Raw genomic sequence first — 26,925 nt, forward strand, 5'->3', positions numbered from 1 at the left:
TCGAGGATCAATCGGGCCGCTTGAGTGCACGCGGTTTGCCGGGCGTTCCGATCTCGCACTCCAGCGCATCGCGGTCCCAGTTTCCCGTGTCTGCCGCCGCCGCGTAGGTCGATTGCAGAAAGGCCATCAGCATCGCCTCGGGGTCATCGCTTGCGATGACATCGGCGTAAGGCAGCAGGAACTCGCCCAGATCAGTGTCGAACCGTGCAGCCGTAGGTTCGACCCGATAATCGGCAAAGCCCTCGGGCGTCGGATAGGCATAGGCATAGAACATGGGCTCATCCACGCCGCCGCCACCGGGCCAGAACCCTGCGGAGGACACTTCATGACTATAGGCCTCCTGCGCGACCGCGTCGGGCATGTTGGGAATGCCTGCAGGGTGCAGCGGCGCCTCGCGCCCCGAAAAGCGGGTCACCGCCAGATCGAAAGATCCCCAGAAGAAATGCACGGGCGATACCTTGCCCAGAAACCCGGTGCGGAACCGCTCGAACACCGGCACGATATGGAGAAGCGCCTTGTGAAACCGCGCGGCGGCCTCGGCATCGTAGGGGCGGGGGCGGGTGTCCTCGGCGAAGAGCACTGCCTCCGGGATCTCGTTGGGGGCGCCGTGGATATGAAACGTGCCGCCAACCGCCTCGACGGCGCGGGTGATGCGAGCGAAGAACTCCGCAACGCTCATCGGCTCAAGCGAGAAACTCTCGCGCGCGCCGCCATCGGCCTCGGCGATCATCAAGTGATCGACGAAATCGAGCGTGAGACTGACGCAGCCGCCACGCTCGTGCACCGGTCCGGTCGTCATCCCGCGTGGGGTGACGTAGAGCGCCGAATGCCACGCGTGGTTGACCCAAGGCGTATGCGCCACGCGGTATTTACCCAACATCTGCGTCCAAAGGTGGAGGGCGGCGCAGGTCTCTGCCCAGTCGGACCAGGGCAGGGGCGGCCAGTGTTTATCCTCGGCGGAAACAATCACCCGATCGGCTCCATGTTCTGACGTTCCAGCGCGGTCTGAACGCCCGTGTCGGCCTCCATCCGGGCGCGGTGATCCTTGAGCGCGGGATAGTCGTCGATGGAGAGCGGCGTCTGCTCGATCCAGCGCTCCAGCACGTAAAGGAACGTATCCGCGAAGGTGCGCTTGCCCAGATACCATTCGCGGCCATTCGCGTTCAGCACCTCGTTGAGGCGCTTGTAATGATTGCCCAGAGTTTCGTAGGTCTTGCGCTTGACCTCCTCGACCGCGTCCTGGCTTTCGGCAAGGTTCTGCGGGCCGAAATGGCCGCCATAGGCCGCGTGCACCTCCGACGTCATGTAGGACAGCCCCTCGGCCTCCTTGCGGCCGATCTCGGTATCGCGGCCATAGCTGCCCTTGCCATGCGCGGCGCCCAGCCATTCAAGGATCGCGGACGCCTCGGTCAGCACATCGCCATCCTCGAACTGGACGCTCGGCACCTTGCCCTTGGGGTTGATCGCGAGGTAGTCGGCCTTCTTGTGATCGCCATAGGCCATCGTCCTGACCTCGACCGGCGCATACAGCCACGCTACCGCGATATTGGGCGAGAGCGAGCAGGTTCCGGGCATCGTGTAGAGTGTCGGCATGGGATTTCGCCTGTTATTCGGGTATCGTTCGCGGCCGTTTGAGGCGCGAAGATGGCCGGATTCCCCAAGGGCGTATCCGGCGTGAAATTCGATGCAGTCGCGCTGCGAGGTTGGGAAACGGCCCGCTGGGCCAAAGGTTCCAGTGGCTTTAGGTGTCCCGCGTGGCGGCGACGGCGGTGAAACCGGCGAGAAAGACCTTCAGCCGGTCGCGCATGGCGTCGTCCGTCATTTGCCCGCCCTCGTCAAAGACACCGCCCGCCCGCGCGACCAACAACCGGCCCTCATACCAGGGCCGCGTGCCGAGGGTGCGCAGCACGCTCAGCCAGGCATCCTGCGCCAGGATCGTGCCGAACCCGCCGGGCGAGGCGCCCAGCACGGCCACCCGTTTGCCCCCAAAGATGCGGGAGATGTCGCTGGCGGGGCGGCTGGTCCAGTCGATCGCGTTCTTGAACACGCCGGGGATCGAGTTGTTGTATTCCGGCGTGAAGAGCAGCAGGCCATCGGCAGCTGCCATCTGCTCTTTCAGGCGCTCGACCGCCGGGGGGATGCCCTTTGCTTCCTCTTCGTCCGCATCATAGAGCGGGATGCCGCGAATGCTGCCCTCTTCCAGGGTGGCACCCTCCGGCATGAGGCCCTGCGCGGTCCGCAAGAGCGCGGTGTTGAACGAGGCCGCGCGCAAGCTGCCGGAAATTCCCAGTATGCGTGTCATCTTGAACGTTCCTTCCGGTATCATGTGCGCGGCCCTGGCGGCTCGGCGCATCAGTAAGCGTGCCGCCCGCACTCAAAGGGCGCGGGCGGCATGGGCAGCGTATCAGGCCTTGAGCGCCTCTGGAACAAAGCCGTCGATCACCGGCAGGCGGCGCAGGGCAAAGGCGCCTCCGCCCTGGATGGCGACGGCCACGGCCAGCGCCACCAGAAGCAGCGGGAATTCCCAGCCGCCGCCTTCGGCGTTGAAGACCCAGCCATTGCCGACATGCGCCCAGACCGCGCCCAGCAGCAGCGGGATCGACAGAAGCGCGGCGAGGCGGGTGTAGAGGCCGAGAATGATGGCGGTGCCGCCGGCCAATTCGGCAAAGATGGTCAGGTAGGCCGCGATGGCCGGCAGGCCGAGGCTGCCGAAATAGGCGACCGTGCCGGGCACGGTAAAGACCAGCAGCTTGAGAAACCCGTGGGCCAGCAGGACGCTGCCCAGGGAGATGCGGGTGACGGTGGCGCCATAGGCCAGGTTTGTGGGATGTGTCATTGTCTTTCCTCCGATTGTGTTTGCTCTGGCACCCATATCGCATGACAAGTCATGTTTGATAATATAGGGCTTTGGCAGTTCATTCATTCCATAAGGTTGATAATCGCATGGATCATATCTCGCGCGTTGGGGTCTTTGTCGCCGTGGTCGAGGCGGGCGGTTTTGCCGGGGCGGCGCGGGCGCTGGGGATCACCAGCTCGGCCGTGTCCAAGCAGGTTCAGAACCTCGAGCAGGATCTGAAGGTCAAGCTTCTGAACCGGACGACGCGCAGCGTGACCGTGACCGAGGAGGGCGCGCTATACTACGACAGGGCGGCGCGTGCGCTGCAGGATCTGCGCGAGGCCGAGGAGCTGGCGCTGGAACTGAAATCGCGCCCCAAGGGGCCGCTGCGGGTCAGCCTGCCGCAGAGTTTCGGGATCAAGTATCTCTCCGCGCCCATCGCCGACTTCGCCGCGCGCTATCCCGAGGTCGAGCTGGACGTGAGCCTGAACGAGCGGTTCGTCGATCTGGCTGGCGAGGGCGTCGATCTGGCCGTGCGCATCGGCGCGCTGGCCGATACGTCCCTGATCGCGCGGCGCATGGCGGGCTGTCCTTTCGTTCTATGCGCGAGTGCGGACTATCTGGCCCGGCATGGCACACCGGACCGGCCCGAAGATCTGGCGGATCACAACGTCCTGGCCTTCACCGGCAATAGCGCGCTGCATGAATGGCGTTACATCGATGCGGCGGGCAGGGCCGGGCAGATCAGCCTGCGCGCGGGCTTTCGGACCGATTCGGGCGACATGCTGTGCAGCGCGGCATTGCGCGGGGTGGGCATCGTGATCCTTCCGGTATTCTACGTGGCGGACCATCTCGAAACCGGCGCTTTGAGGCCGATCCTGACGGGTTACGCGACGGCGCCGCAGCGCGACATCTTCGCGGTCTTTCCCCCCAGCCGTTTCCAGTCCACCCGGCTGCGCCTGCTGGTCGAGCATCTGGTCGCGACCTGCAGGGATCTGCCCTGGGAGCGGTGATCCGGATGTCGCGCGGGTGCCTTTCTATCCGGTATAGAACCCAAAGGGTCTCTGGCGCGTTGGCTTGGTTAAACGTCACAAGGAGCGCTCAGCATGACCGATCACAGCAAGAAACCGACAACAACCGACGCGGGTATCCCTGTTGCGAGTGACGAGCATTCCTTGACGGTTGGCCGCGACGGCCCGATCGTCCTGCATGATCACTACCTGCTTGAACAGATGGCTCAATTCAACCGCGAGCGCATCCCCGAGCGTCAGCCGCACGCCAAAGGCAGCGGTGCCTTCGGCCATTTCGAAGTGACGCATGACGTCAGCAAATACACCAGCGCGGCCTTCCTGCAACCGGGCGCCCGGACGGATGTGCTGGCGCGGTTCTCAACCGTCGCGGGCGAGCGGGGCAGCCCCGATACCTGGCGCGACCCGCGCGGCTTTTCGCTGAAATTCTATACCAGCGAAGGCAACTACGACATGGTCGGCAACAACACGCCGGTCTTTTTCATGCGCGATCCGATGAAATTCCAGCACTTCATCCGCTCGCAGAAACGCCGCGCCGATAACGGGCTGCGCGACCATGACATGCAGTGGGATTTCTGGACCCTCTCGCCCGAATCCGCGCATCAGGTCACTTGGCTGATGGGTGATCGCGGCATTCCCAAGACGTGGCGCCACATGAACGGCTATTCCAGCCACACCTATATGTGGGTCAACGCGGATGGCGAGAAGTTCTGGGTCAAATACCACTTCAAGACCGATCAAGGCATCGACTTTCTCACGCAGGACGAGGCCGTCGAAAAGGCAGGTACGGACGCCGACCATCATCGCCGCGACCTCTTCAATTCGATCCGCGACGGCGACCATCCCAGCTGGACGCTAAAGATGCAGATCATGCCCTTCGAAGAGGCCAAGACCTATCGCTACAACCCCTTCGATCTGACTAAGGTGTGGCCGCATTCGGATTATCCGCTGATCGAGGTCGGCAAGCTGACGCTGACCCGCAACCCGACCGATTTCCACACCGAGATCGAGCAGGCGGCTTTCGAGCCGAACAACCTGGTGCGCGGCATCGGCCTCAGCCCGGACAAGATGCTGTTGGCGCGCGGCTTTTCTTATTCCGACGCGCACCGCGCGCGGCTGGGCGCCAATTACCGGCAGATCCCGGTCAACAAGCCGCAATCGCCCGTCCACAGCTATTCCAAGGATGGCGCGATGCGGACCGAGAATGTGTCCGACCCGGTCTATGCGCCCAACTCCTATGGCGGGCCTGCGGCCGATCCATCGCTGACCGACGATGCGGGGCAGTGGTATGCCGAGGGCGACATGGTGCGGCAGGCTTACACGCTGCGCGAGGATGACGATGATTGGGGGCAGGCCGGCACGCTGGTGCGCGACGTCATGGATGACGCCGCCCGGGACCGGCTGGTCGGCAATATCGTCGGCCATCTGAGTGCGGGCGTGTCCGAACAGGTGCTGGAGCGCGCCTTTGAATACTGGCGGAACGTGGATCAGGGCATCGGCGAGCGGGTCGAAAAGGGCGTGCGAGGCGGCTGATGCGCCCTCGGCCCGGCCTTGAACGGCAAGGCCACGCGGGACCGAGCCCGCAGGGTCTGGTCCCTGCGCGGTTCGCCAGTGGTGCGGTGCCGATCATGGCCCTGCCTTCGGAGATGCCGCAGCCCGACATCATGGGAGCGGCGCTCTGAAATGGCGGTCGTCGTGCTCTGCGCAACCCGCCGCTTCTTAAGTACCTGATTGGGCCGGCGGCTCTTAACGCCGCCACCGGCCGATTGTTTAGAAAGTTCCTTGCGATGAATTCCCCCAAAACCGATGCGGCGCCGGTGCCGCAGGACGATCCCACCGCCGATCCGGTGCGCTGGCGCATCCTCTTCGTGCTGATCATCACGATCTTCATGACCCTTGTCGGCGTCAGCATCGTCAACGTGGCCCTGCCATCGATCCGCATCGGCCTCGATGCGTCGCAATCGGATCTGCAATGGGTGCTCTCGGGCTATGCGCTGACCTTCGGTGTCGTTCTGGTGGGCGCGGGCCGGGCCGGGGACATCATGGGGCGCGGCGGGCTGTTCCTGATCGGGGTCGGCATCTTTACCGTCTCATCCATCGCGGCGGGGCTGGCCCCCAATGCCGAATGGCTGAATGCCGCGCGCTTTGCGCAAGGGGTCGGCTCGGGCCTCTTGAACCCGCAAGGCCTGGGCATGATCCAGCATTACTTTCGCGGCGATGCGCGCGGGCGGGCCTTCGGTTATTTCGGCACGGCGGTCGGCGTTTCTGTCGCCATCGGCCCGGTTCTGGGCGGGCTGCTGATTGAGCTGGGCGGCCCCGAGCTGGGCTGGCGGCTGACCTTTCTGGTCAATGTGCCCATTGGCGCCGCCGCCCTGATCCTGGGGCTGAGGTGGTTTCCGCGTCCGCTGATCATACGCCTGCCGCGCACCGGCAGCGGGCTGCGCTCGCTCGATCCCGTGGGCGCGCTCTTGCTGGCGCTCGCGGTGCTGGCGATCCTTTTCCCCTTTGTCGAGCATAGCGGCAGCGCGCTGATCTGGCTCTTGCTGCCGGTCGGTCTGGGGCTGGTCTGGGCCTGGGTCTGGTGGGAGCGGCGCTATCTGCGCCTTGGCCTCAGCCCGATGGTCGATCTCAAGATCTTCTCGACTCGCAGCTATTCGCACGGGATCACCATCATGACGCTCTACTTCATGGGCGTCACCAGCGTCTGGGTTCTGGTCGCGCTCTATGTTCAGGAGGGCGGGGGCAAGTCGGCGCTGGAATCGGGGTTTTTCGGCATACCCGCCGCGCTGCTGTCGGCCTCGGCGGCCTATTGGGCGGGCAGCCGCGTGATGCGTCTGGGGCGCAAGGTGGTGATCTGGGGTCTGACGCTGGCGCTGGTCGGGCTGGGGCTGAGCATCGGTGTCGTGCTCCTGCATGAGGCGGGGCTTGTCAGCATCTGGTGGCTGATGGCGTCGCTGGCCTTTGTCGGCATGGCCCAGGGCTCGGTCATCAGCCCGAACCAGACCCTGACACTGGCCGATGTGCCGTTGGACTACGCGGGCAGTTCGGGCGCGATCATGCAGACGGGGCAGCGCATCGGCACGGCGGTGGGCATCGCGGTGATCACGGCGGCCTCGTTCTATACCCTCGCGGCGACCTCCTGGGCGATGGCGATGGTCACGGGCTTCGGCCTGATCGCCGCCGTGGTCTTTGCCGCGCTGCTGGTCGCGATCAAGGACCAGCGCGACCGCGCGCGCCTGAGGCGCCGCGCGCACCCTGCGCACAGCAAAATGCCGGCGCAGACCCTGCGCCGGCATTTCGACCCGCATTCGGCAGATCGCCTCAGAAGCCCCGGGTCGAGGGCTGCTGATAGTCCAGCACCGGCCCGGCGGGCACGATCCCGTTGGGGTTGATGGTGCCGTGGCTGCGGTAGTAATGCTGCTGGATGTGGTCGAAATCCACCGTCTCGGCAACGCCGGGGATCTGGTAGAGCTCGCGCGTATAGCTCCAGAGATTGTTGTAATCCTTCAGCATCTTCAGGTTGCACTTGAAATGCCCGTGATAGACCGGATCGAAGCGGATGAGCGTGGTGAAGAGGCGCCAATCCGCCTCGGTCAGGCGGTCGCCGACGAGGTAGCGCTGCTTGCCCAGCCGGTCCTCCAGCGTATCGAGCGCATCGAAGAGCTTCTTCACCTCGCCCTCGTAGACCTTCTGGTCGGTGGCGAAACCGGCCTTGTGGACACCGTTATTGACCGCGTCATAGGTCAGCGCGTTGATCTCGTCGATCTCGCCCATCAGCTCGTCCGGGCTGTAATCGGTGTCATCCGTCGCGATCTCCGCAAAGGCCGAGTTGAGCATGCGGATGATGTCGGCGGATTCGTTGCTGACGATGGTTTCGCGCTCCTTGTCCCAGAGGACCGGCACGGTCACGCGGCCCGAATAGTTCGGATCAGCGCGCAGATAGACCTGGTACATGTAATCCGCGCCGCCGGGGTCTGCGATGACGCCGGGGCCGGGCTGAAACGTCCAGCCATGCGCGCCCATATAGGGGTTGACGACCGACAGGCCGATGGCGTCCTTCAGCCCCTTGAGGCTGCGCAGGATCAGCGTGCGGTTGGCCCAGGGGCAGGCGAGCGAGACATAGAGGTGATATCGCCCCGCCTCGGCCTTGAACCCGCCTTGGCCGGTCGGCCCGGCGCTGCCATCTGCGGTCACCCAATTGCGGAACTGCGCCTCGCTGCGCTCGAATTTGCCGCCGGTGCTGTCGGTGTCATACCATTTGTCGTGCCATTCGCCGTCGATGAGAAGTCCCATGGGATTTGTGTCTCCTGTGATGGGTCAGGCGCGTGCCTGACGGGTGTGTGAGTTGCGAGCCGCTATGCGCCCGCGCGGCGCGCCCGCAGGGCGTCGATGCTCCAGGGGCCGGGGCCCGCGAAGATGAGGTAGAAAAAGACGAAGCAAAAGAGGATCGCCCCGGCGCCGCCATTGACGGAAGGAAAGACGCTTTGCGGCGCATGCGCGATGAAGTAGGCGGCGGCCATCGTGCCCGAGGCGATGAAGGCGGCGGGGCGGGTCAGAAGGCCGAGCGCGATCAGCGCCCCGGTGACAAGCTCGATCACGCCGGCGGTCCATGACATCGTGAACATCTCGGGCGTGCGGCCCGCCGGAAAGCCGAGGATCTTTTCCGTGCCGTAGCACAGGAAGGTCAGTCCGGCTGCGATGCGCAAAACGCTGAGCGCGCGGGGCCTCCATTCGGTCTCAAACTCGCGGGTCATCTCTGATCCCTCCTTTCAGGTGGCGAAAGCTGTGCCTGCGCGCCGGATCGGCGGTGATGCGCTGGCGCTCGAGGCCAACATAGAGAGCGGCGCAGCGCCGCGGAACAGGTGTAATCTGTCATTCACTGTTGCGCTCACTGTAATAAACCCGCGCCGCTGGATATGGGTCCGACGTCGGTCGGCGTGGCTACAGGCCGCTTTTCCCATAATGATCGCTTCGATAGCGCGCGATCACGGCCTCCCGCGGGCATCGCCATATCGGGTTCCGCTGCGCCGCGTCCTCGGGCTGATGATATCGTGATCCCCGACAACTGCGCATCTGCTATCCTGCACCGGATGACAAGGAGACGCCCATGCCTCAGCTCACCGACAGTCAGGACCGATACGGCCTGATAAGCCGCATCTTTCATTGGGGCATGGCGCTCCTCTTTGCGGCGCAGTTCCTCTCGGCCGCCGCGCATTGGGCCTTGCCGCGCGAACATGCGGTGCGCGAGGCGCTCTGGAGCTATCATCCCACGCTCGGCGCCACGCTTTTCCTGCTTGTCCTGCTGCGCGGGGTCTGGGGGCTGGCGAATATCGGGCGGCGGCCCGGACATTCGGGCCTTCTGGGGCGGGCGGCCTTTGCCGGGCATCTGGCGATCTACGCGCTCATGGTGATCGTCCCGTCGGTCCGGCTTCTTGCCGCGGCGGGGGGCACGCGCGGCTTCAGCTATCTCGGCATTCCGATCTTCCCGGCGCAACCGGCGGAAATCGCGTGGATGCGCGCCCCGGCCGAGTGGCACGGCGAGATGGGGTGGATACTGGCCCTCTTGGTGCTGGGGCATGCGGCAATGGCGATCCTCTGGCATCACCTGATCAAGCGGGACGGCACGCTGCAGCGCATGACGGGCTCGGCCTAGCGCAATGGGCGCGCGGCAACCCATGGACAGACGCATGACGCTCACCAGACGCCAGACCATCGCGGGCGCAACGGCCGCCCTGGCCGTCCCGGCAGGGACAGCGGGGGATGCCCGCGCGCAAGCCTCTGAACCCGGCGATTTCGAGGCGATGGCGGGCGATCTCGATCAGTTGCATGCCCTTGTCATCCATCGCGGCAGCGCGCCCGTGTTCGAGCGCGCCTTCGCGGGCAGGGGGCTGGATGCGCCTGCGAATGTGAAATCGGTCTCCAAGACACTTCTGGCGCTGCTCACCGGCATCGGCATCGCGCGCGGGGCCTTGCCCGGCCCGGACGCGCGGGTGCTGCCCGCCCTCGGGCGTGCCGCCACGGGGGACGTGCGCGACGAGATCACCATCGGGGATCTTCTGTCGATGCGGGCGGGCCTGGCCAGCACCTCGGGCGCGGAATATGGCGCCTGGGTGGCCAGCCCGAACTGGGTCGATCATGTGCTGGGCCGGGATCTGGTGGCCGAGCCGGGCGGGCGCTTCATCTATTCGACGGGCGGCTGGCATCTGCTGGGCGCCGCGCTTGCGCGCGGGGCAGGGCGCGATCTGCACAGCCTCGCGCAGCGCTGGCTGGGCGATCCGCTGGATATCGAGATCGCGCCGTGGCAGCGCGATCCGCAGGGCAATTACATGGGCGGCAACCAGATGGCGCTGTCGCCCCGCGCGCTGGCCCGGATCGGCGACATGGTGCTGGCGGAGGGGCGGTGGAACGGCGATCAGGTGGTGCCTGCAGACTGGATCGCAACCTCCCTCGAGCCGCGCGGGCGCTCGCAATGGAGCGGGGACCGCTATGGCTATGGCTGGTTCCTGACCCGCCTTGATGGGCATGCCGCCGCCTACGGGCGGGGCTACGGGGGGCAGATCCTGGCGGTGGTGCCGGATCTGGATCTGACGATCGCCATCACGTCCGATCCGACATTGCCCGCACGCTCCGAGGGACATTTCGGAGAGCTGCGCAGATTGATGGGCCGCATCGCCGCCAGCGCGGCGCAGGGGGATTTGTGACGCGCCTGCCATAGGCTTGCGCCGGTCACAGAACGCCGATGCGGCGGATGTCATCCGCGGCGAAGTCGATGAGGGCGCGCACCTTTTTCGGCAAGGCACGGCCTTCGAGATAGACGACGTTGATCGGGCCGCCATCGCATTGATACTCCTCCAGAAGATGCACGAGGCTGCCGGCGCCCGGATGGGCGTCGAGGGTGAAGCGCGGCAGATAGGCGATGCCCATGCCATCCGTCGCAAGTTGCGCGGCGGCCCGCGCGGAATTCACCTGAAAGCGGCCCTGCACGTCCACCACCGTCTGCGACCCGTTCGAGGCGAAGGCCCATTTTCGCGGTGACTTGCGGTTGGTGTCGACGATGCAGGCATGGTGCGACAGATCCTGCGGGCGCTGCGGGGCGCCGTGCCGTTCGATGTAATCCAGGCTGGCGACAAGCGCGCTTCTGAACGTGCCGAGCTTGCGGCCCTTGATGGTCAGCGTCTCGGACTGCCCCAGCCGAAAGGCGAGGTCGATCCCCTCGCTGGCCAAGTCGATATAGCGATCGCTCAGCCGCAGGTCGAACACCAGCGCCGGGTTGGCGGCGGCGAACCGCGCGATCATGCCGGTGACGTAGCTTTCGCCAAAGACGACCGGCGCGGAAATCCGGATCGTGCCGCTCAGCCCGCGCGAGTCCTGCGCGACCTCGGACAGAAGATCGTCCAGTTCGTCCAGCAGCATCGGCGCGCGCGCCAGAAGATCCTCTCCCGCCGGCGTCAGCCCCACCTTCCGGGTCGTCCGCTGCAAGAGCCGGACCTTCAGCCGCGCCTCCAGCTCGGCGACGTATTTCGAGGTCAGCCGATTGGAAATGCCCATCTGGTCACCGGCCGCCGTGAAGGAGCCGGTCTGCGCCGTGGCGACAAATGCCTTGAGTTGATCAACGATATCCATTGCGCTCTCTTTCGGAACAAAACGAAGATTCTCATTCGCGATCATCGTCATTTCAAACCGAAAAGGCAAAGCCTAGTTTCCGGTCACAGAGACGAGCCAGGAGGTGGCTCACACCGAAAACCAAAGGATCCTGCCGAAGCGCAGGCCCATGAAAGGAACAGACTCATGCGTATCGTATCCATTCTGGCCATCATCGCCGCAACCGCCACCCCCGCCGCCGCATCGAGCGCGATCGACTTGCGAAGCGCGGCCGGCATCGAACTGACCCAATCCATCACCACGCTCGCGGAGCCGGTGCAATCCGCCGAGCTGAGCGAACGCGAGCGGGACACCGACATCGCCGAGCTGAGCGCGCGTGAGCGCGAGACGGATATTGCCGAGCTGAGCGCCCGTGAGCGTGAGACCGACATTGCCGAGCTGAGCGAACGCGAGCGGGACACCGACATCGCCGAGCTGAGCGCGCGTGAGCGCGAGACCGACATTGCTGAGTTGAGCGCCCGTGAGCGCGAGACGGATATCGGTTAACCGCGTCACAGACCCCATACCGTGATGGAACTGGCACTGCCCCCAGGGCGGTGCCGGTGCATTGCCGTGGCGCAGTCAAGAAAGGCAGGCCATGGTCGGCGCATCCGCGCCGCAGTCTGTCGAATTGGGGCGCCAGTTATCACTACTTTGAATACCCGCTTGGCAGAGGGGATGGCGCGGCGCGGCGCATCCTGAGATACTCTGGCAGCAGGGAAAAATCTTCGGCCCCCAGATGGCGGACGTCCTTGTGCTTGTCGGGCAAGAGGGGCCGTTCATGTCCCTTCGCGCCTCCGGCCCGTGGCTTGGGAGCGCACTGACCGACCGGAGTTCAGAAGGAGCACGCCCTTGACCGATTTTCAGGCCACGCGCCGCCAGTTCGACCTGCCCGAGGGCATGATCTATCTCAACGGCAACTCATTGGGCCCTATGCCCAAGGCGGCGGTGCCGGCGATGACCGGGTTTCTCAATGACGAGTGGCGCACCGAGCTGATCAAGGGCTGGAACACCAAGAACTGGTTCATGCAGACCAACACGCTGGGCGACCGCGTGGGCCGCCTGATCGGCGCGCCCGAGGGCACGACCGTTGTGGGCGATACCCTCTCGATCAAGGTGTTTCAGGCGGTCGCCGCCGGGATGGCGATGGTGCCGGATCGCCGCGTGATCCTGTCGGACAATGGCAATTTTCCCACCGATCTCTACATGGTCGAGGGGCTGATCAAGCTGAAGGACGCCGGCTACACGCTGCGCACGCCGGACCCCGAGGATGTGATGGCCGGCATCACCGAGGAGGTCGGCGTGGTGATGATCACCGAGGTCGATTACCGCACCGGGCGGCGCCATGACATGCGCGCGATCATCGAGAGGGCACATTCCGTGGGCGCTGTCGTGGTCTGGGATCTGGCGCATTCGGCGGGGGCGGTGCCGGTCGATGTGGGCGGGTGCGATACGGATTTCGCCATCGGCTGCACCTATAAATACCTCAATGGCGGCCCCGGCGCGCCCGCCTTCATCCATGTCGCGCCGCGCCTTCTGGATACGGTCGAGCCGTTCCTGTCGGGCTGGTACGGGCATGAGGCGCCCTTTGCCTTCGACAAGGATTACCGCCCCATGCCGGGCAGAATCGAGCGGATGCGCATCGGCACGCCCTCGATCGCCTCCTTTGCGCTCCTGTCCGCCGCGCTCGATATCTGGGACGGGGTGGATATGGGCGATCTGCACGCCAAGTCCATCGCGCTGTCCGAGCTGTTCATCCGCGAGGTCGAATCGCGCTGCCCCGGCCTGACCCTCGTCAGCCCGCGCGATCCGCAGGCGCGGGGCAGTCATGTATCCTTCGCCTATGAGAACGGTTACGCCGCGATGCAGGCGCTGATCGCAGAGAATGTCATCGGCGATTTCCGCGCGCCCGATGTCATGCGCTTCGGCATCACGCCGCTCTTCATCGGCGAGGTGGAGATCATGGGCGCGGTGGATACGCTGGAGGCGATCCTGAAGGAGGAACGCTGGAAGGACGAGCGATTCCAGAAGCGATCCCTCGTGACATGACCGCCCGGAATATCCTCTTCATCATGTGCGACCAGCTGCGCTGGGACTATCTCGACTGCACCGGCCATCCGTCGATCCGCACGCCCAATATCGACGCGCTGGCGGCGCGCGGCCTGCGGTTCGACCGGGCCTATGTGCAATCGCCCATCTGCGGCCCCAGCCGGATGAGTTTCTACACCGGGCGCTATGTGCGCAGCCACGGCTCCACCTGGAACATGGTCCCGCTCAAGCTGGGCGAGCGCAGCTTGGGCGAGTACCTGCGCCCGCTGGGCCTGCGCACGGTGCTGTGTGGCAAGACGCATATGACCGCCGATACCGAGGGGATGGAGCGTCTGGGCGTGTCCAAATCGTCGGAAATCGGCGCGCTGGTGGCCGAATGCGGGTTCGAGGTGTGGGATCGGCTGGACGGCGTGCATCCCACGGGCGGCAAGCAGCCGTCGCATTACAATGACTACCTGGCCGCCCAAGGCTATGACGGCGAAAACCCGTGGCAGGACTGGGCCAATTCCGCCGAGGATGCGGATGGCACGATCCTGTCGGGCTGGCTCATGCAGAACGCACGCCGCCCGGCGCGGGTGCGCGCCGAGGAGTCCGAGACGCATTACACCACCGCCCGCGCCATCGAATTCCTCGATCAGGCGGGCGATGATCCGTGGTGCCTGCACCTGAGCTATATCAAGCCGCACTGGCCCTATATCGCGCCCGCGCCCTATCACGAGATCTATGGCGAGGCGGATGTGCCGCCCGCTATCCGTGCCGAGTCCGAGCGCGCAGATCCCCATCCGCTGCTGGCCGCCTACCAGGCGCATCGCACGTCGAAATGCATGTCCCGCGACGAGGTCCGCCGCGCGGTGATCCCGGCCTATATGGGGCTCATCACCCAGATCGACGACCAGATCGGCGTGCTGATGCGGCATCTGGAGGAGGCGGGGAGGCTGGACGACACGCTGATCGTGTTCACCTCGGATCACGGCGATTACCTGGGCGATCACTGGCTGGGCGAGAAGGAGCTCTTTCACGAGCAATCCGTGCGCATCCCGCTGATCGTGGTCGATCCTGACCCGCGCGCCGAAGCCACGCGCGGGCAGATCAATAGCGATCTGATCGAGGCGATCGATCTGGTGCCGACCTTCATCGAGGCGGCGGGCGGGGCCGTGCCGGACCATATCCTTGAGGGTCATTCCCTGCTGCCGCTGATCCATGGCGCGGGGAACTGGCCGCGCGAGGTGGCCGTGTCGGAATATGATTTCGCCTTCCGCGAGGCGCGGGTTTTGCTGGGCAGCGCGGTGCGCGACAGCCGGGCGGTCATGCTTTTCGACGGGCGCTGGAAGATGGTCCATGTCACCGGGCACCGCCCGATGCTGTTCGATCTGGAGAGCGATCCGCAGGAATTCACCGATCTGGGCGCCGATCCCGCCCATGCGGCCACACGCGACAGGCTGAGCGCCGCGCTGCTGCGCTGGACCGAGCGGCTGCGCAACCGCACCACGATGAGCGACGCGCGCGTCGAGGCCCTGACCGAGATCGAGATGGATGAGGGCATCTGGATCGGGTTCTACGACGAGGCCGATATGGCGCGCGGTAAAAAGGCGCCCAAGGGCCGGTCCTGATCGTATGGCTCTGCCACGTGCGGCCCTTCGAGGACAGGCGCGTTCGACTGGCGAGTGTCTGGCCGGTGACGATCTGTAGATGGCGAGTCCGCAAGAGGGGCGCCGAATTTACGCCGGTCGTGCGCCATCCTCAATTCATCTGGCTCGATCCCAAGCAGTCACGTCGAGACGTGTCTGATATTGCGCTTTGTCAGATTGGACGGGTGAACTAAAATACGAATTAAAAATACGTACTTAAAACAGTGTGTTACGTGAGTTTGGAGGGGACGCTGTTTCGCGCAGCTGAGCTTGGAAGAACGCCGGAAGATCGAGAAATGAGCAAAGCGAAGGTCAGGCCTCATGGCAATGGATCAGGATCGCGGCGCGGGCGGTTGTGGCCAGAATGTTTCGGGCATCTGTCAGGTCGGGTTGCCACGGTCCGACAATCCTCCAGCTGGCCAAAAACGACCTCGACGGTGGTTGCGACGTTTTCACGTTGTCTCGCGCTCTTTTGCTGCTCGGGGTGAATGTTCGTATCCCTCTGCTTTGCAGAACTTCTTTGAGCCAGTCCGCCTCGTTGATGCGGCTCGTGGCTGGCAATCGGGGCCAATGGGTCGCGCGCCAAAACGACACGGCGGCTGGATGCCATGCCGGAGCCCGGTCGAGCTGTGGCACCCTGCCGTCGTGAGAACGTCATACACTGCGAGGCGCTCTGACTAGCCTGTCCTCCAGGGCCGACCGGAGGTCTGCCTTAGCCATCGCGCCTTGCTGCCCGACAAGGCGGTCAGTGAGAGCGCGGCGCGTTTAGTGGGCCAGAAAAACCGGCTGTTTGGTCTGCTCGACCAGCGAGCGGGTGGTGCCGCCGAAAAGCGCCTGGCGCGTTCTGGAATGCCCGTAGGACCCCATCACGATCAGATCCGCGCCTGCGTCTCGCGCCCGGTCGAGCAGGCAATCTGCCACGCTCTGGCCGCCGCTGGGATATTGCTGGACTGACACTTTGCACCCGCGATGACTGAGCCAGGTGGCGACATCGACACCGGGGTCTTCGCCTTCGGCGAAGTCGGCGCTCACGGGATCAACTGTCCCGATGATCACCTCTTCGGCCTTGCGTAGCAGCGGAAGGGCGAGATGCACGGCGCGGGCTGACGACAGGTGGGAATTCCACGCAACGAAAACGCGCTTGGCATGGTCAAGCACGCTAGCCTCCCGGTCGTTCAGCAGCACACCGATTGGCGACTGAAAGAGCACGCCGTAAACGGCCTCGCGGAACACCAGCTCGGTCTGGCGCAGATCCTCGCCGATCATCGCGATGTCGGCGAATATCGCGCGCTGCGCGATGGTCTCGGCGATGCGCGACGGCTCGCAGATGACGGCAGACACCTCGCCAGGAACATCGTGCTGCTGCAAAAGTGCTTCGACCTCGTCCGCCTTGGCCTGAAGCGCATCTTTTTGCGCCTCGACCCTTTGCTGCCATTCGATCGGCACATCGGACGCGCCATAAAGCGGCATGCCCGACCCGTAATACGGAAACACCGGCATATCCCCCAGAACGAGGATCACGGCGCGCATCGACCGCGTGCGCAATGTTTCGAGTTTGGCGGCAAGATGGGGCCCGGAGGCGTCCTTGCCGATCGCAATCAGGACGGTGGCGTTTTTCATCGGTTCATCCTTGCTCTGCTATGTTTCTCTACTCACATTGTGTGGCGGCGCTGGCGTCATTGAGGTCGGTCGATCGGTGTGTGGGCGCAAGCTGTTGGTCTGGCGGTCATGGATCCCGGCTGCCGAGCAGTTTCGCGGGCGCGCGATACCGCGCGTTCAATTGCCGGCACCAACCGAAGCAGCACGCCCCCCCCCGTCCTCCACGATAACTTACCCTTTCGATGCGCCCGCGGCGTCAGTCCTGCGCGTCGCCAGGCGCCTTCGGCGCCAGCGTTCTGCTCATCTCCATCAATTTCGAGGTCTCGGCGATGTAGTCCTCAAGGGCTTGCTGAAAGAACTGGGCCTGAAGATGCTGGATCTCCGCGAACGTCTTGGCATGCAGCAGGGCGTGCTGCGTCTCGACGTCTTTTCGGATGCGCTCTGCTGTGAAGGTCAGCATTTGGCTTCCCATCTCGGACATCGCTTCGAACAGTGGCATCGCGGCATTGGGCATGGCCTTCAAGCCTGCATCACGCATGGCTTTCATCAGATCGGTCTGGGGCGGCTGGGTCGCGTCCGCTTTTTGGCTCCCGCTCATGATATTTCTCCTTCAGACTGCATGTCTGAGAGGCGAGTTTAGCGATCTTGCAAATTCATCAATTGATCCGCGTCAATCTATGGACGTGCAATTTGCGCCATTCAGGATCGCTCGGCAGGCATCCGCCACCACCGCTTCTTCATTCGTCGGGATGACCAGAACATCAACGCGTGAGGCTGGCGCGCTGATCCTGGCGGCGCCTGCGGTGTTTTCAGATGGGCTCAGCAAAACGCCCAGCCAGTCCAGTCGGGCGCAAATGAGATCGCGCACCAACGCCGAATTCTCGCCGATGCCTGCCGTAAAGACAATTGCGTCCAGCCCACCGATTGCGGGGACAAGTCCGGCAAGGCTGCTGGCCGCGCGGTAGCAGAAAAGCTCGATCGCCTCACGCGCGCGCGCGTCCGCGCTGGCCTCCAGCACGGCCATGTCATTGGTCAGCTGTGACACGCCCAAGAGGCCTGACTGCTTGTAGAGAAGGGTGGCAACCTCGCCGGCGCTCATACCCTTTTCTTGCATGAGATAGAGAACCACGCCCGGATCGAGCGTGCCGCAGCGCCGCCCCATCATCAGGCCGTCGAGGGCGGTGAACCCCATACTGGTCGCGCGGCTTTTGCCGCCGCGCATCGCGCACATGCTGGCTCCATTGCCCAGATGGGCAACGATGACCCGGTCCTTGCCCGGCGCTAGATGCGAGGGCAGAGCGCTGGCGATATAGTCGTACGACAGCCCGTGAAAGCCGTAGCGGATGATGCCTTCGTCCGACAGGGCGCGGGGCAGGGCAAAAAGCTGTGCCAGCCTGTCCTGAGTGGCGTGAAAACTGGTGTCAAAGCACGCGATCTGCGGCACATCGGGCTGCCATCTGGCCACCGCACGGATGGCCGCGACGTTGTGTGGCTGGTGAAGCGGTGCGAGGGGAATGAGGCGCTCGATCTCGTTCAGCACGGGGGGCGTGATCCGCATGGGCCCGGTCAACTCCCTGCCGCCATGCACAACGCGGTGGCCGATGGCCACCAGCGGGTCATCGCCGGTCTGCTCCGACAGCCATGGCAGCAAGAGCGAAATTGCGGCGTCGTGGCTTGAACTTGCATCCAACGCGGCGAAGGGACGACCGTCCAGGGCCGTGCCGCCAGTGCCGCGCGCGGCAAAAACGGGCGTGCTGCCGATCCCGGCGATGCTGCCTCGGATCAGGGGGGCCGATGGCGCGTCGCCCGCTTCAAAGACCGCGAATTTGATGCTGGACGATCCGGCGTTAAGGGTGAGGATGATCCCGCTCATGCCGTGCCTGCCGCACCGCGATGGACCAGCAGTTGCGCCATTGCCGCCGAGGCGAGGCGTGACATCACGCCGTCCGCACGGCTGGTCAGAACAATCGGCACACGCGCGCCCAGAACGATCCCGGCGGCGTCTGCACCGGCGAGATAGATCAGCTGCTTGGCCACCATGTTTCCGGCCTCCAGATCCGGCACGATCAGGATATCGGCCTGGCCGGCCACGTCCGAGCGGATGCCCTTGGCTTCGGCCGCCACCTTGGACACGGCATTGTCGAAAGCGAGCGGGCCGTCGATGACCCCGCCAAGGATCTGTCCGCGCTCGGCCATCTTGCATAGGGCGGCGGCATCCAGCGTCGAGGGGATGCTGGGCGTCACCGTCTCGACCGCCGAGAGGATGGCGACCTTTGGTATCTTGATCCCGAGGGCAAGGGCCAGCTCGATCACGTTCTGGACGATGTCGCGCTTGGTGGCCAGATCGGGGGATATGTTGATCGCGGCATCGGTGACGAAAAGCGGCCTTGGATAGTTCGGCACGTCGAGCGCGAAAACATGGCTCATCCGGCGTTCGGTGCGCAGGCCGGTGTCCCTGTTGACGGCCGCCGCCAGGAGTTCGTCGGTGTGCAGCTTGCCCTTCATCAGCATGCCGACCTCGCCCTTGCGCGCGAGGGCCACGGCGGTGTCGGCGGCGGCATGGCTATGGGGCACCTCCACGATCTCGATACCGCTCAGATCGCGGTCGATCTCGGCGGCGGCCGCCTCGATCTTGGCGCGCGGGCCAACCAGAACGGGAATGATCAGCGCCTTGTCGCCCGCTTCCAGTGCGCCTCGGAGCGACAGCGCATCGCAGGGATGGACGACGGCGGTGCGCACCGGATCAAGCGGGGCGGTTGCGCGGATCAACTCGTCAAAGCGGTCGCCGCGCGCATGCAGATGCACCTCGGGCAGAACGATGCGGGGGCGCCGCACCTTGACGCTGGGCGCAATGACCAGCGCGCGGCCCTCGATCACCGTCTCGCCCTTCTGGTTGGTGCAAAGGCAATCCAGCGCGACATGCTTATGCTCGGCGATCTTCTCGGCCACGGTCACGCGGATCGTCACGGTATCGCCGACGCCCACCGGCGCGCGAAAGCTGAAACTTTGGTCAAGATAGATCGTGCCGGGGCCCGGCAACTCGGTGCCCAAAACGGCCGAGATCAGCGCGCCGCCCCACATGCCATGCGCGATCACACGGTGAAACATGTCCGAGCCGGCGAATTCCGCGTCCACATGCGCCGGGTTCACATCGCCCGACATGACGGCAAACAGCTCGATATCCTCGGGGCGCAATGTGCGCACCAATTCGGCACTCTCACCGATCTCCATCTCGTCGAAGATTCTGTTCTCGATGTACTGCATTGTGGCGGGCCTTGGGTTGATGGCGCGGATATGGCGCGGGATGGGGCATGGGGGCGGGGCGCGTCAGGCCAGCACGTGAAAGCCGCCATCGACATAGGCGACATTGCCGGTCACCTTGCGGGACAGATCACTGACAAGCCCGGCGGCCATGTTGCCGACATCTTCAATGGTAACAAGGCTCTGGCTTGGCGCGCGCTTTTGGGCGGCATCTATCAGCGCGTCAAAATGGGCGATGCCGGATCCCGCCCGCGTCCTGAGCGGACCGGGAGAGATGGCGTTGACGCGAATTCCGCGCGGTCCCAGTTCGGCGGCAAGGTAGCGTACGGTGCCTTCAAGTGCGGATTTGACCGGGCCCATGATGTTGTAATTGTCCACGACCTTTTCGGCGCCGTGGTAGCTCATCGTCACGATGCTGCCGCCGTCCTCCATCAACGGCATCGCAAGGCGTGTCATGCGGATCAGCGAATGGACCGAAATGTCCATTGCCTGCGCGAACCCTTCCTTCGAGCAGGCGCTGACCGGACCTTGCAAGTCATCTTTGGGACAAAAGGCGATCGAGTGAACCAGAAAATCGAGGCGACCCCAATCTGCGGCTATCCGCTCGAACACCGCCTCCATCTGGCCCTCGACCTCAACGTCGAGTGGCAGAAACAGCGCGGCGCCCACATCCCTTGCCACGGGCGCGACATAGGGTTTCGCGCGATCATTGGCGTAGGTCACGGCCAGGTCGGCACCTGCCGCGTGACAGGCCTGCGCGCACCCTGCTGCGATGGAGTGCGCGTTCGCGATGCCGACAACCAGCCCGCGTTTGCCTTTCAGAAGGGTATCAATCACGGCGTTCACTCCTGCAGGACGTAGATGCCGGGCGCGTCGCCGCGCGGCACATGCCTCTTTGCCACGGTTACGAGGATGCTGGCCGACTTGGTGTCGCCCTGATTGCGCGAAAGCCATCTGGCCAGCGCAGGGTCAGGGCTGTCATGCCGTGCTGCCTCGGCTCTTGCCATGATGCGCGCCTGTTCATTGCCTGTTGTCAGCCAGCAATGGCACGCATGACCGCGGTGGTAATTGACCTTCGTCAATAGGCGAAGACTGCAGCCGATCTGGCGGCCTCCCATGCGCTCGCATCGGCCGCGCGTCATGCGCCAACGGGTCCGCCGCACTATGCCCATAATCAAATCTGCGGCGCTGCGACGCGGCAGTACCGGGGAAAAAACGGCGTTCACGGCCTTGAATGGGCCACTTAACTCAGACGCCGTGGGCCAGTTCAGAATATCATGGCAGGCAGCCACGTTGCCAGGCTGGGAATGAACCAGATCAGCAGAACGCCAATTGCCTGCAATCCGATGAAGGGAACCACACCCGCATAGATATGGCCTGTCGTCACCTCGGGCGGGGCGGCCCCGCGCAGGTAGAAGAGCGAAAATCCGAAAGGCGGCGTCAGAAAGCTGGTCTGAAGGTTGATCGCGATCAGGATCCCGAGCCAGATCGGGTCGTGCCCCATAACGATCAGCGGCGGCACGACCAGCGGCAGGAGGATCACCGAAATTTCGACGAAATCGAGAAAGAAACCCAGCACGAAGATGAAGACCATGCTGAAGATCAGCGCGCCGGTCGCCCCGCCCGGCATGCCGAGCAGCAGCTTGGCCACGCGTTCTTCTCCGCCCAGCCCGATGAAGACCAGCGAGAAGATGCCCGCCGCAAGGATGGTGGCAAAGATCATCGCCGTCATGGTGAGCGTCGAGTTGATCGCCTCTTGCACCACGTCTTGGCGCAGGGCCGAGCGCAAAGCGAGCGCGATGGCAATGGCACCGGCGATGGCCAGCGCGATGTAGAAACCGCCCGCGATATAAGACGCCGCTTCCAGATCACTGCGTTGCAGCCGCACCGGGAACAGTCCGGCGAAAATGCCCAGAGCCACCAGCGCGGCAGTGCCCAGCATGATAAGTTTGCGGCTGACACCCAGCCGGATCCCTGCCATCAAAAGCGCGCCGATGGCGCCCACCGAGGCGGCCTCGGTCGGCGTTGCGATCCCGCCCAGAATGGCGCCCAGGACGGCGAAAATCAGCAGGATCGGCGGAATAATCGCACCGATGACCTCGGCGCGGTCTGGCTTGGGCTGATCGAGCGCGGCGGGCGGCATATCGCCGGGGCGCAGCAGACCGCGCACCAGAATATAGACGAGGTAGAGACAGACCAGCACCAGCCCCGGCACGATCGCGGCGGCAAAGAACTGCCCCACTGACAGCGCCTCGACCGCGAATTTTCCTTGCTCGTACTGTGCCTGTTGAAAGGCGTTCGACATGACGTCGGCAAGGATGATCAGCAGCGTCGAGGGCGGGATGATCTGGCCCAGCGTGCCCGCCGTGCAGACGATTCCGCTGGCCACGCGCGGATTGTAGCCCGCACGCAGCATTGTGGGCAGGGCGATCATGCCCATTGCCACCACCGTCGCGCCCACGATGCCGGTCGAGGCGGCAAGGAGCGCGCCGACCAGCACGACGGAGATACCGAGGCCGCCGCGCAGCTGGCCGAAAAGGCGGCCCATCGTGTCGAGGAGCTCCTCGGCGATCCGGCTTTTCTCCAACAGCGCGCCCATCAGCACAAACAGCGGAATGGCGATCAGCACCTGGTTGCTGATCAGGCCAAAGACGCGCTGCCCCATCGAGCCCAGGAGCGAGATGTCCATGACCCCCAGCGCCCAGCCCAGATAGGCAAAGACGATGCCGACACCCGCGATGCTGAACGACACGGGAAAGCCCGAGAGGATGGCGACCATGAGGGCCGCAAACATGATGAGATCGAGATATTCGGTCATTGCTGCGCTTTCGGCGTGAGGAGGCGGATCAAAAGCGACACGGACTGGAGCATGACCAGGATACAGAACGCGGGAATGAGCGATTTGAGCAAGAAGACGGCTTCGATGCCGCCCACCGAAATGGGGCCTTCAAGGATCTTCCACGAGTTGCGGACCGACGGCCACGACCAATAGAGGAGGGCGGCCATGGCGGGCAGCAAGAGGAAGAGATGGCCGAAAATATCGATGCGTCTCTGACCTGCGGCACTGAGATTGGCAAAAAACACATCGACCCGAACGTGTTTGTCCACCAGAAGCGTATAGCTCGCGCCCAGCATGAAGAGCGTTGCATGCAGGTAAAGCACACTTTCCTGCGCGGCGATGGAATTGACGCCAAAGACATAGCGCCCCACCACGATGGCGAACTGGATCAGCACCATGAAAAGCGCCAGCCAGCGCACCACAAGCGCGACCCAAGTGTTGAGAGTGTCGATCGCGGTGGCGATGCGGTTCATGAGCGCCCCTCGGGTCCAGTGCCGGTGCGCGGATTTGCCCGCGCACCGGAGGTTTATCAATAGCCGAAGAGCTTGGCTCGGGCGTTCATCTGGCCATTATCCGCGTAGGTCATGTAGCTGCCGACACTGTCGCGATAGGCGACAAAGCTTTCGGTGATGCGCTGGACCAGCTCGTCGTCATTCTGGCGCAGCTCGTCGATCACTTCCTTGGCGGCATTGCCCATTGCGGTGATGACGTCCTCGGGGAACATCTTGACCACCACGCCCTGCTCTTCGACCATCGATTTGAGCGACAGCGCGTGCTTGGTCGTGTATTCCGTCCAGACCGGGTTGTAGAGGCTCTCGCAGGCGAAGGCGACGGCCTGCTTGAGGTCGTCCGGCAGCTCGTCATAGGCGGCGCTGCTGACGCCGCATTCCTCAGCCGAGGACGGCTCGCCCACGCCGGGCCAGTAGTAGTTCTTGGCCACCTGGTAAAATCCGAGCGCCGAGTCGGTCCATGGGCCGATGAATTCGCCCGCATCCAGCGCGCCGGTCTGCAGCGCCTGGAACATGGCCGGCCCGCTCATCGCCTCGGCGGCGACGCCCAGCTTGGTCATCATCTCGGAGGCGAGGCCCGTAGTGCGGAATTTCATGCCCTTGAGGTCTTCGGCCGAGTTCAATTCCTCGCGGAACCACCCGCCCCATTGCGGGCCGGAATTGCCGCACAGGAACGGCTTGATGCCAAAGCGGCCATACATCTCGTCATAAAGCGCCTGGCCGCCGCCATGTGCGAGCCAGCCCACCTGCTCGTCCGCGCGCAGACCGAAAGGCTGCGAGCCAAAGAGAAGGATGCCCTTGGATTTCGAGCCCCAATAAGCCGGAACCGCGTGGTAAAGCTCGGCCGTGCCTTCGCTGACGGCGTCAAAGACGCCGGGGCCGGGGACCAACTCGCCCGCGGCATAAAGCTTGACCTCGATCCGGCCACCCGAAAGCGCGGTGATGCGATCGGCCAGGTTCTGTGCAGCGACGCCCGGCCCGGGCAGGTTCTTGGGCCATGCGGTGACCATTTTCCACTGGCGCTTGTCCTGCGCGATTGCCGGGCTTGCCAGCGCGGTTGCGGCTGCGCCGACGGCGCCGGCCTGAAGAAACTTACGTCTTTGCATGGATCTCTCCCTTGTTGGTTGGCTCTGCGGTCCGGTTCGTTATGTTGTCGGACTTCATCTTTAATCTAGACATAAAACCGTCAGGCCAGCAATCCCCGCGCGATGATCGTGCGCTGAATTTCTGACGATCCCTCGTAGATCCTGAAAATACGCAGATCGCGCAGATACCGCTCAAGCGGGAAATCACGGGTGTAGCCATAGCCGCCGTGGATTTGCAGCGCCCGGTCGGCGATGCGCCATGCGGCCTCGGTGGCATAGAGCTTGGCGAAGGCGGATTCGGACGAGTACCGCGCGCCCGAGCCGCGAAGGGTCGCGGCCTGCATCGCCAGCGCGCGCGCCGCCTCCAGTTCGGTCGCGTTATCGGTCAGCATCCATTGCAGGCCCTGGAACTCGGCGATGGCATGGCCGCCCACCTTTCGCTCCTTGGCATAGGAAATCGCGGCGGCCTGCGCGGCGGCGGCGATGCCGGTCGCCTGTGCGGCAACCTCGATACGTCCGTTGTCGAGCACTTTCATCGCGGTCTTGAACCCGCTGCCTTCGGCGCCGATGAGGGTCTCGGCAGGCACATGGCAGTCGAAGGAAATGCCAAAGACATGCCCACCCTTCAGGCCCATCGTGCGCTCGTTGGGTGCAATATCGACGCCATCGGTGGCCTTGGGTTCGACCAGAAAGGCGCTGACGCCGCGCGCGCCGGCGCTCCGGTCCGTCTTGGCGAAGACCACGATGAAATCCGCCGCGCCCGCGTTCGAGATGAAGCATTTGGACCCCTTGATGCGATAACCATCGCCCTCGCGGGTCGCGAATGTGGACATGTCGGCGGGGTTCGATCCGGCCTGCGGCTCGGTCAGGGCAAAGGCGCCCAGCGTCTTGCCCTCGGCAGCATCGGGCAGGATGCGCGCGCGCAGAGCGTCACCCGCACCCAGCAGAATCGCATCCGTCGCCAAAAAATGAGCCGTCATCATGGAGGCGGTGGAACCGCAGGCCCCCGCCACCGTCTCGACCGCGGCATAGAGCGCGGGGCCGGACAGGCCGAGGCCGCCATATTCCTCGGGCAGGTTCATGCCCATGAGGCCCATCTCGGCCATGGCAGGCAGGTGCCGCGTGGCAAAAAGCGCGTCCTCGTCGAGGCGCGCGGCCTCGGGGGCCAGCACCTCGGCGGCGAAGCGTTCGATTTGGTCGATCACTGCGCGTTCGTCGTCTGTCATGGGATAGATCATGCGGTATCTCCTGTGGCGATCGAGGCCAGAATATCCGCCGCATCCGCGTTTAGGGCGGGGGCGGCTGTGCGATTGGCGCGGGGCGCGCCGCTGAAATGGACGGGTTGTTCGGGAACGCGCAATGTGCCCAGAACGGGGTGCTCTACATCCGAGGCCAGCCCCCGGTCCTGCGCCTGCGGCGAATTCCACGCCTCCGCGACCGACTGGATCTCGGCGGCAGGAATGCCCGCATCGGAGAGGAGCCGGACGATTTCAGATGTCGGATGAAGCGCCGCCCAAGCCTCGATATGCTCGGCCAGTGCTGGCTCGTTCGTGCGGCGCAGCGTATCGGTGGCGAATTGCGCCTCGCTGGCCAGCTCCGGCTTGCCGATCACCTCGCAGAAGGTCGCAAATAGCCTGTCATTCAGCACGGCGACCGCGAAATGCCCGTCCTGCGCAAGGTACGTCCCGAAAGGCGCCGACAAAGGGTGGCGGTTGCCGGTGCGCGTGGGCGTCTCGCCGCCCATCAGCGTCCGGCAGGCAAGGACCGGCATCATCGAGGTCAGCGCGTCGAACAGCCCGACATCCACATGCCGTCCCTTGCCCGTCCGGCTGCGGTCGAAAAGGGCGACCATCGTGCCCCAGGCCGCGAAAAGCCCGCCCGCCACATCGGCCAGCGCCTCGCCCACCATCGTCGGCTGGCCGCCGGGCTCGCCCGTGGCGTCCATGAGGCCGCTCATCGCCTGGATGATGATGTCATAGGCGGGTTTCTTGGCGTTCGGCCCGGTCTGCCCAAAGCCCGAGACCGAGACATAGACCAGCGCCGGATGCTCGGCCATCACCGCTTCGGCGCCAAGGCCCAGCTTGTCCATCACGCCGGGGCGGAAATTTTCGACCAGGACGTCGCTTTCGCGCAGAAGCGCGCGGACGGTCCGGATCCCTTCCTCCGACTTGAGGTCCAGCACGATCGACCGCTTGCCCCGATTGACGGTCTGGAACAGCAGGCTCTCGCCTTCGCGGAACGGGCCGATATGCCGGTAATCATCGCCATGCGCCGTCTCGATCTTGATCACCTCCGCGCCAAGATCGGCCATCATCGCTGTGCAATAGGGGCCTGCCAGTACGCGGGTGAAGTCAAGAACACGCACTCCGGCAAGCGGCCCGGCGGCGCTGGGGGTGGCATTTGCGTCCATGATCTCTCTCCCGTCAATTCGGGTGCACGATACGGGCGAC

The 26,925-nt window shown here is 64.5% G+C and carries 26 protein-coding genes; 8 read left to right on the forward strand and 18 right to left on the reverse strand.

Translation table 11 applies throughout. The annotated features are described in order from the left end of the window. Positions 1 to 7 precede the first annotated feature (7 nt). The 4 genes from BW975_RS06525 to BW975_RS06540 form a co-directional block, all read right to left on the reverse strand. A complete protein-coding gene (locus BW975_RS06525; RefSeq protein ID WP_076532027.1) occupies positions 8 to 970 on the reverse strand; it encodes a DUF5996 family protein in 963 nt (320 codons plus the stop codon). Continuing rightward, entirely contained in the window at positions 967 to 1,593 is a 627-nt protein-coding gene (locus BW975_RS06530) for a glutathione S-transferase family protein (RefSeq protein WP_076532029.1), read from the reverse strand. The genes BW975_RS06525 and BW975_RS06530 overlap by 4 nt, the downstream gene beginning before the upstream one ends. A 148-nt stretch (positions 1,594 to 1,741) precedes the next feature. After that, positions 1,742 to 2,302 (reverse strand): NADPH-dependent FMN reductase, encoded by a 561-nt coding sequence (locus BW975_RS06535; protein ID WP_170846537.1) that lies wholly within the window; start codon positions 2,300 to 2,302, stop codon positions 1,742 to 1,744. A 102-nt stretch (positions 2,303 to 2,404) separates the two neighbouring features. Beyond that, positions 2,405 to 2,836 carry a DoxX family protein gene (locus tag BW975_RS06540; protein WP_076532033.1) on the reverse strand — a complete coding sequence of 144 codons (432 nt, stop codon included), beginning with the start codon at positions 2,834 to 2,836 and terminating at the stop codon, positions 2,405 to 2,407. Positions 2,837 to 2,943: 107 nt separating this feature from the next. Between BW975_RS06540 and BW975_RS06545 the strand changes: the two genes are divergently transcribed. The 3 genes from BW975_RS06545 (at position 2,944) to BW975_RS06555 (ending at position 7,256) form a co-directional block, all read left to right on the forward strand. Beyond that, on the forward strand, positions 2,944 to 3,849 hold the full coding sequence (locus BW975_RS06545) for a LysR family transcriptional regulator (RefSeq protein ID WP_076532035.1): 906 nt from the start codon (positions 2,944 to 2,946) through the stop codon (positions 3,847 to 3,849). A gap of 93 nt (positions 3,850 to 3,942) precedes the next feature. Continuing rightward, on the forward strand, positions 3,943 to 5,397 hold the full coding sequence (locus tag BW975_RS06550) for a catalase (protein ID WP_076532037.1): 1,455 nt from the start codon (positions 3,943 to 3,945) through the stop codon (positions 5,395 to 5,397). Positions 5,398 to 5,651: 254 nt separating this feature from the next. Then, entirely contained in the window at positions 5,652 to 7,256 is a 1,605-nt protein-coding gene (locus BW975_RS06555) for an MFS transporter (RefSeq protein WP_083686997.1), read from the forward strand. Here the strand turns inward: BW975_RS06555 and BW975_RS06560 are convergent. Continuing rightward, a complete protein-coding gene (locus tag BW975_RS06560) occupies positions 7,186 to 8,157 on the reverse strand; it encodes a glutathione S-transferase family protein (protein WP_076532039.1) in 972 nt (323 codons plus the stop codon). The two genes, BW975_RS06555 and BW975_RS06560, sit on opposite strands and share 71 nt — an antisense overlap. A 62-nt stretch (positions 8,158 to 8,219) precedes the next feature. Further along, on the reverse strand, positions 8,220 to 8,618 hold the full coding sequence (locus BW975_RS06565; RefSeq protein ID WP_076532041.1) for a DoxX family protein: 399 nt from the start codon (positions 8,616 to 8,618) through the stop codon (positions 8,220 to 8,222). 353 nt (positions 8,619 to 8,971) lie between these two features. Here BW975_RS06565 and BW975_RS06570 point away from each other — a divergent pair, with 353 nt between their 5' ends. Then, positions 8,972 to 9,517: a cytochrome b gene (locus BW975_RS06570; protein ID WP_076532042.1), complete on the forward strand. Its 546-nt coding sequence runs from the start codon at positions 8,972 to 8,974 to the stop codon at positions 9,515 to 9,517. Positions 9,518 to 9,551: 34 nt separating this feature from the next. Continuing rightward, complete coding sequence (locus BW975_RS06575) at positions 9,552 to 10,565, forward strand: serine hydrolase domain-containing protein (protein ID WP_076532044.1); 1,014 nt, start codon at positions 9,552 to 9,554, stop codon at positions 10,563 to 10,565. Positions 10,566 to 10,590: 25 nt separating this feature from the next. On the opposite strand, the gene BW975_RS06580 is transcribed toward BW975_RS06575, so the two are convergent. Further along, entirely contained in the window at positions 10,591 to 11,487 is an 897-nt protein-coding gene (locus BW975_RS06580; protein WP_076532046.1) for a LysR family transcriptional regulator, read from the reverse strand. 165 nt (positions 11,488 to 11,652) lie between these two features. Between BW975_RS06580 and BW975_RS06585 the strand changes: the two genes are divergently transcribed. The 3 genes from BW975_RS06585 (at position 11,653) to BW975_RS06595 (ending at position 15,164) form a co-directional block, all read left to right on the forward strand. Further along, positions 11,653 to 12,012, forward strand: a complete 360-nt coding sequence (locus tag BW975_RS06585; RefSeq protein ID WP_076532047.1) for a hypothetical protein — start codon at positions 11,653 to 11,655, stop codon at positions 12,010 to 12,012. Between the two features lie 345 nt (positions 12,013 to 12,357). Then, positions 12,358 to 13,554: a kynureninase gene (kynU, locus tag BW975_RS06590; RefSeq protein WP_076532049.1), complete on the forward strand. Its 1,197-nt coding sequence runs from the start codon at positions 12,358 to 12,360 to the stop codon at positions 13,552 to 13,554. After that, entirely contained in the window at positions 13,551 to 15,164 is a 1,614-nt protein-coding gene (locus tag BW975_RS06595) for an alkaline phosphatase family protein (protein ID WP_076532050.1), read from the forward strand. The genes kynU and BW975_RS06595 overlap by 4 nt, the downstream gene beginning before the upstream one ends. Before the next feature lie 783 nt (positions 15,165 to 15,947). On the opposite strand, the gene BW975_RS06600 is transcribed toward BW975_RS06595, so the two are convergent. The 11 genes from BW975_RS06600 to BW975_RS06650 form a co-directional block, all read right to left on the reverse strand. After that, positions 15,948 to 16,802, reverse strand: coding sequence for a universal stress protein (locus BW975_RS06600; RefSeq protein ID WP_076532052.1), 855 nt, complete (start codon positions 16,800 to 16,802; stop codon positions 15,948 to 15,950). 235 nt (positions 16,803 to 17,037) lie between these two features. After that, positions 17,038 to 17,379: a phasin family protein gene (locus BW975_RS06605; RefSeq protein ID WP_076532053.1), complete on the reverse strand. Its 342-nt coding sequence runs from the start codon at positions 17,377 to 17,379 to the stop codon at positions 17,038 to 17,040. A gap of 72 nt (positions 17,380 to 17,451) precedes the next feature. Further along, positions 17,452 to 18,654 (reverse strand): acetate/propionate family kinase, encoded by a 1,203-nt coding sequence (locus BW975_RS06610; RefSeq protein WP_076532055.1) that lies wholly within the window; start codon positions 18,652 to 18,654, stop codon positions 17,452 to 17,454. Beyond that, entirely contained in the window at positions 18,651 to 20,045 is a 1,395-nt protein-coding gene (locus BW975_RS06615) for a bifunctional enoyl-CoA hydratase/phosphate acetyltransferase (protein WP_076532056.1), read from the reverse strand. The genes BW975_RS06610 and BW975_RS06615 overlap by 4 nt, the downstream gene beginning before the upstream one ends. A gap of 63 nt (positions 20,046 to 20,108) precedes the next feature. Beyond that, complete coding sequence (gene fabI / locus BW975_RS06620; protein ID WP_281967670.1) at positions 20,109 to 20,879, reverse strand: enoyl-ACP reductase FabI; 771 nt, start codon at positions 20,877 to 20,879, stop codon at positions 20,109 to 20,111. A gap of 5 nt (positions 20,880 to 20,884) precedes the next feature. Continuing rightward, the gene (locus BW975_RS18230) at positions 20,885 to 21,049 is read right to left on the reverse strand and encodes a hypothetical protein (RefSeq protein WP_244512490.1); all 165 of its coding nucleotides are present in this window, start codon (positions 21,047 to 21,049) and stop codon (positions 20,885 to 20,887) included. Positions 21,050 to 21,309: 260 nt separating this feature from the next. Then, the gene (locus BW975_RS06630) at positions 21,310 to 22,860 is read right to left on the reverse strand and encodes a TRAP transporter large permease (protein ID WP_076532061.1); all 1,551 of its coding nucleotides are present in this window, start codon (positions 22,858 to 22,860) and stop codon (positions 21,310 to 21,312) included. Next, positions 22,857 to 23,354, reverse strand: coding sequence for a TRAP transporter small permease subunit (locus BW975_RS06635; RefSeq protein ID WP_076532063.1), 498 nt, complete (start codon positions 23,352 to 23,354; stop codon positions 22,857 to 22,859). The genes BW975_RS06630 and BW975_RS06635 overlap by 4 nt, the downstream gene beginning before the upstream one ends. A gap of 56 nt (positions 23,355 to 23,410) precedes the next feature. Then, positions 23,411 to 24,496 carry a TRAP transporter substrate-binding protein gene (locus BW975_RS06640; RefSeq protein WP_076532065.1) on the reverse strand — a complete coding sequence of 362 codons (1,086 nt, stop codon included), beginning with the start codon at positions 24,494 to 24,496 and terminating at the stop codon, positions 23,411 to 23,413. Between the two features lie 80 nt (positions 24,497 to 24,576). After that, positions 24,577 to 25,713, reverse strand: a complete 1,137-nt coding sequence (locus BW975_RS06645; RefSeq protein WP_076532067.1) for an acyl-CoA dehydrogenase family protein — start codon at positions 25,711 to 25,713, stop codon at positions 24,577 to 24,579. Further along, complete coding sequence (locus BW975_RS06650) at positions 25,710 to 26,885, reverse strand: CaiB/BaiF CoA transferase family protein (RefSeq protein ID WP_076532069.1); 1,176 nt, start codon at positions 26,883 to 26,885, stop codon at positions 25,710 to 25,712. Before BW975_RS06650 ends, BW975_RS06645 begins: the two co-directional genes overlap by 4 nt. Positions 26,886 to 26,925 lie beyond the last annotated feature (40 nt).

This window comes from Roseovarius nanhaiticus, from assembly GCF_900156535.1.
GTDB lineage: Bacteria > Pseudomonadota > Alphaproteobacteria > Rhodobacterales > Rhodobacteraceae > Roseovarius > Roseovarius nanhaiticus.

What these genes read in the sequence shown, in the direction of transcription:
- BW975_RS06530 (WP_076532029.1), bottom strand. Translation starts at nt 1,593, where the DNA reads ATGCCGACACTCTACACGATGCCCGGAACCTGCTCGCTCTCGCCCAAT.
- BW975_RS06535 (WP_170846537.1), bottom strand. Translation starts at nt 2,302, where the DNA reads ATGACACGCATACTGGGAATTTCCGGCAGCTTGCGCGCGGCCTCGTTC.
- BW975_RS06540 (WP_076532033.1), bottom strand. Translation starts at nt 2,836, where the DNA reads ATGACACATCCCACAAACCTGGCCTATGGCGCCACCGTCACCCGCATC.
- BW975_RS06545 (WP_076532035.1), top strand. Translation starts at nt 2,944, where the DNA reads ATGGATCATATCTCGCGCGTTGGGGTCTTTGTCGCCGTGGTCGAGGCG.
- BW975_RS06550 (WP_076532037.1), top strand. Translation starts at nt 3,943, where the DNA reads ATGACCGATCACAGCAAGAAACCGACAACAACCGACGCGGGTATCCCT.
- BW975_RS06555 (WP_083686997.1), top strand. Translation starts at nt 5,652, where the DNA reads ATGAATTCCCCCAAAACCGATGCGGCGCCGGTGCCGCAGGACGATCCC.
- BW975_RS06560 (WP_076532039.1), bottom strand. Translation starts at nt 8,157, where the DNA reads ATGGGACTTCTCATCGACGGCGAATGGCACGACAAATGGTATGACACC.
- BW975_RS06565 (WP_076532041.1), bottom strand. Translation starts at nt 8,618, where the DNA reads ATGACCCGCGAGTTTGAGACCGAATGGAGGCCCCGCGCGCTCAGCGTT.
- BW975_RS06570 (WP_076532042.1), top strand. Translation starts at nt 8,972, where the DNA reads ATGCCTCAGCTCACCGACAGTCAGGACCGATACGGCCTGATAAGCCGC.
- BW975_RS06575 (WP_076532044.1), top strand. Translation starts at nt 9,552, where the DNA reads ATGACGCTCACCAGACGCCAGACCATCGCGGGCGCAACGGCCGCCCTG.
- BW975_RS06580 (WP_076532046.1), bottom strand. Translation starts at nt 11,487, where the DNA reads ATGGATATCGTTGATCAACTCAAGGCATTTGTCGCCACGGCGCAGACC.
- BW975_RS06585 (WP_076532047.1), top strand. Translation starts at nt 11,653, where the DNA reads ATGCGTATCGTATCCATTCTGGCCATCATCGCCGCAACCGCCACCCCC.
- BW975_RS06595 (WP_076532050.1), top strand. Translation starts at nt 13,551, where the DNA reads ATGACCGCCCGGAATATCCTCTTCATCATGTGCGACCAGCTGCGCTGG.
- BW975_RS06600 (WP_076532052.1), bottom strand. Translation starts at nt 16,802, where the DNA reads ATGAAAAACGCCACCGTCCTGATTGCGATCGGCAAGGACGCCTCCGGG.
- BW975_RS06605 (WP_076532053.1), bottom strand. Translation starts at nt 17,379, where the DNA reads ATGAGCGGGAGCCAAAAAGCGGACGCGACCCAGCCGCCCCAGACCGAT.
- BW975_RS06610 (WP_076532055.1), bottom strand. Translation starts at nt 18,654, where the DNA reads ATGAGCGGGATCATCCTCACCCTTAACGCCGGATCGTCCAGCATCAAA.
- BW975_RS06615 (WP_076532056.1), bottom strand. Translation starts at nt 20,045, where the DNA reads ATGCAGTACATCGAGAACAGAATCTTCGACGAGATGGAGATCGGTGAG.
- BW975_RS18230 (WP_244512490.1), bottom strand. Translation starts at nt 21,049, where the DNA reads ATGGCAAGAGCCGAGGCAGCACGGCATGACAGCCCTGACCCTGCGCTG.
- BW975_RS06630 (WP_076532061.1), bottom strand. Translation starts at nt 22,860, where the DNA reads ATGACCGAATATCTCGATCTCATCATGTTTGCGGCCCTCATGGTCGCC.
- BW975_RS06635 (WP_076532063.1), bottom strand. Translation starts at nt 23,354, where the DNA reads ATGAACCGCATCGCCACCGCGATCGACACTCTCAACACTTGGGTCGCG.
- BW975_RS06640 (WP_076532065.1), bottom strand. Translation starts at nt 24,496, where the DNA reads ATGCAAAGACGTAAGTTTCTTCAGGCCGGCGCCGTCGGCGCAGCCGCA.
- BW975_RS06645 (WP_076532067.1), bottom strand. Translation starts at nt 25,713, where the DNA reads ATGATCTATCCCATGACAGACGACGAACGCGCAGTGATCGACCAAATC.
- BW975_RS06650 (WP_076532069.1), bottom strand. Translation starts at nt 26,885, where the DNA reads ATGGACGCAAATGCCACCCCCAGCGCCGCCGGGCCGCTTGCCGGAGTG.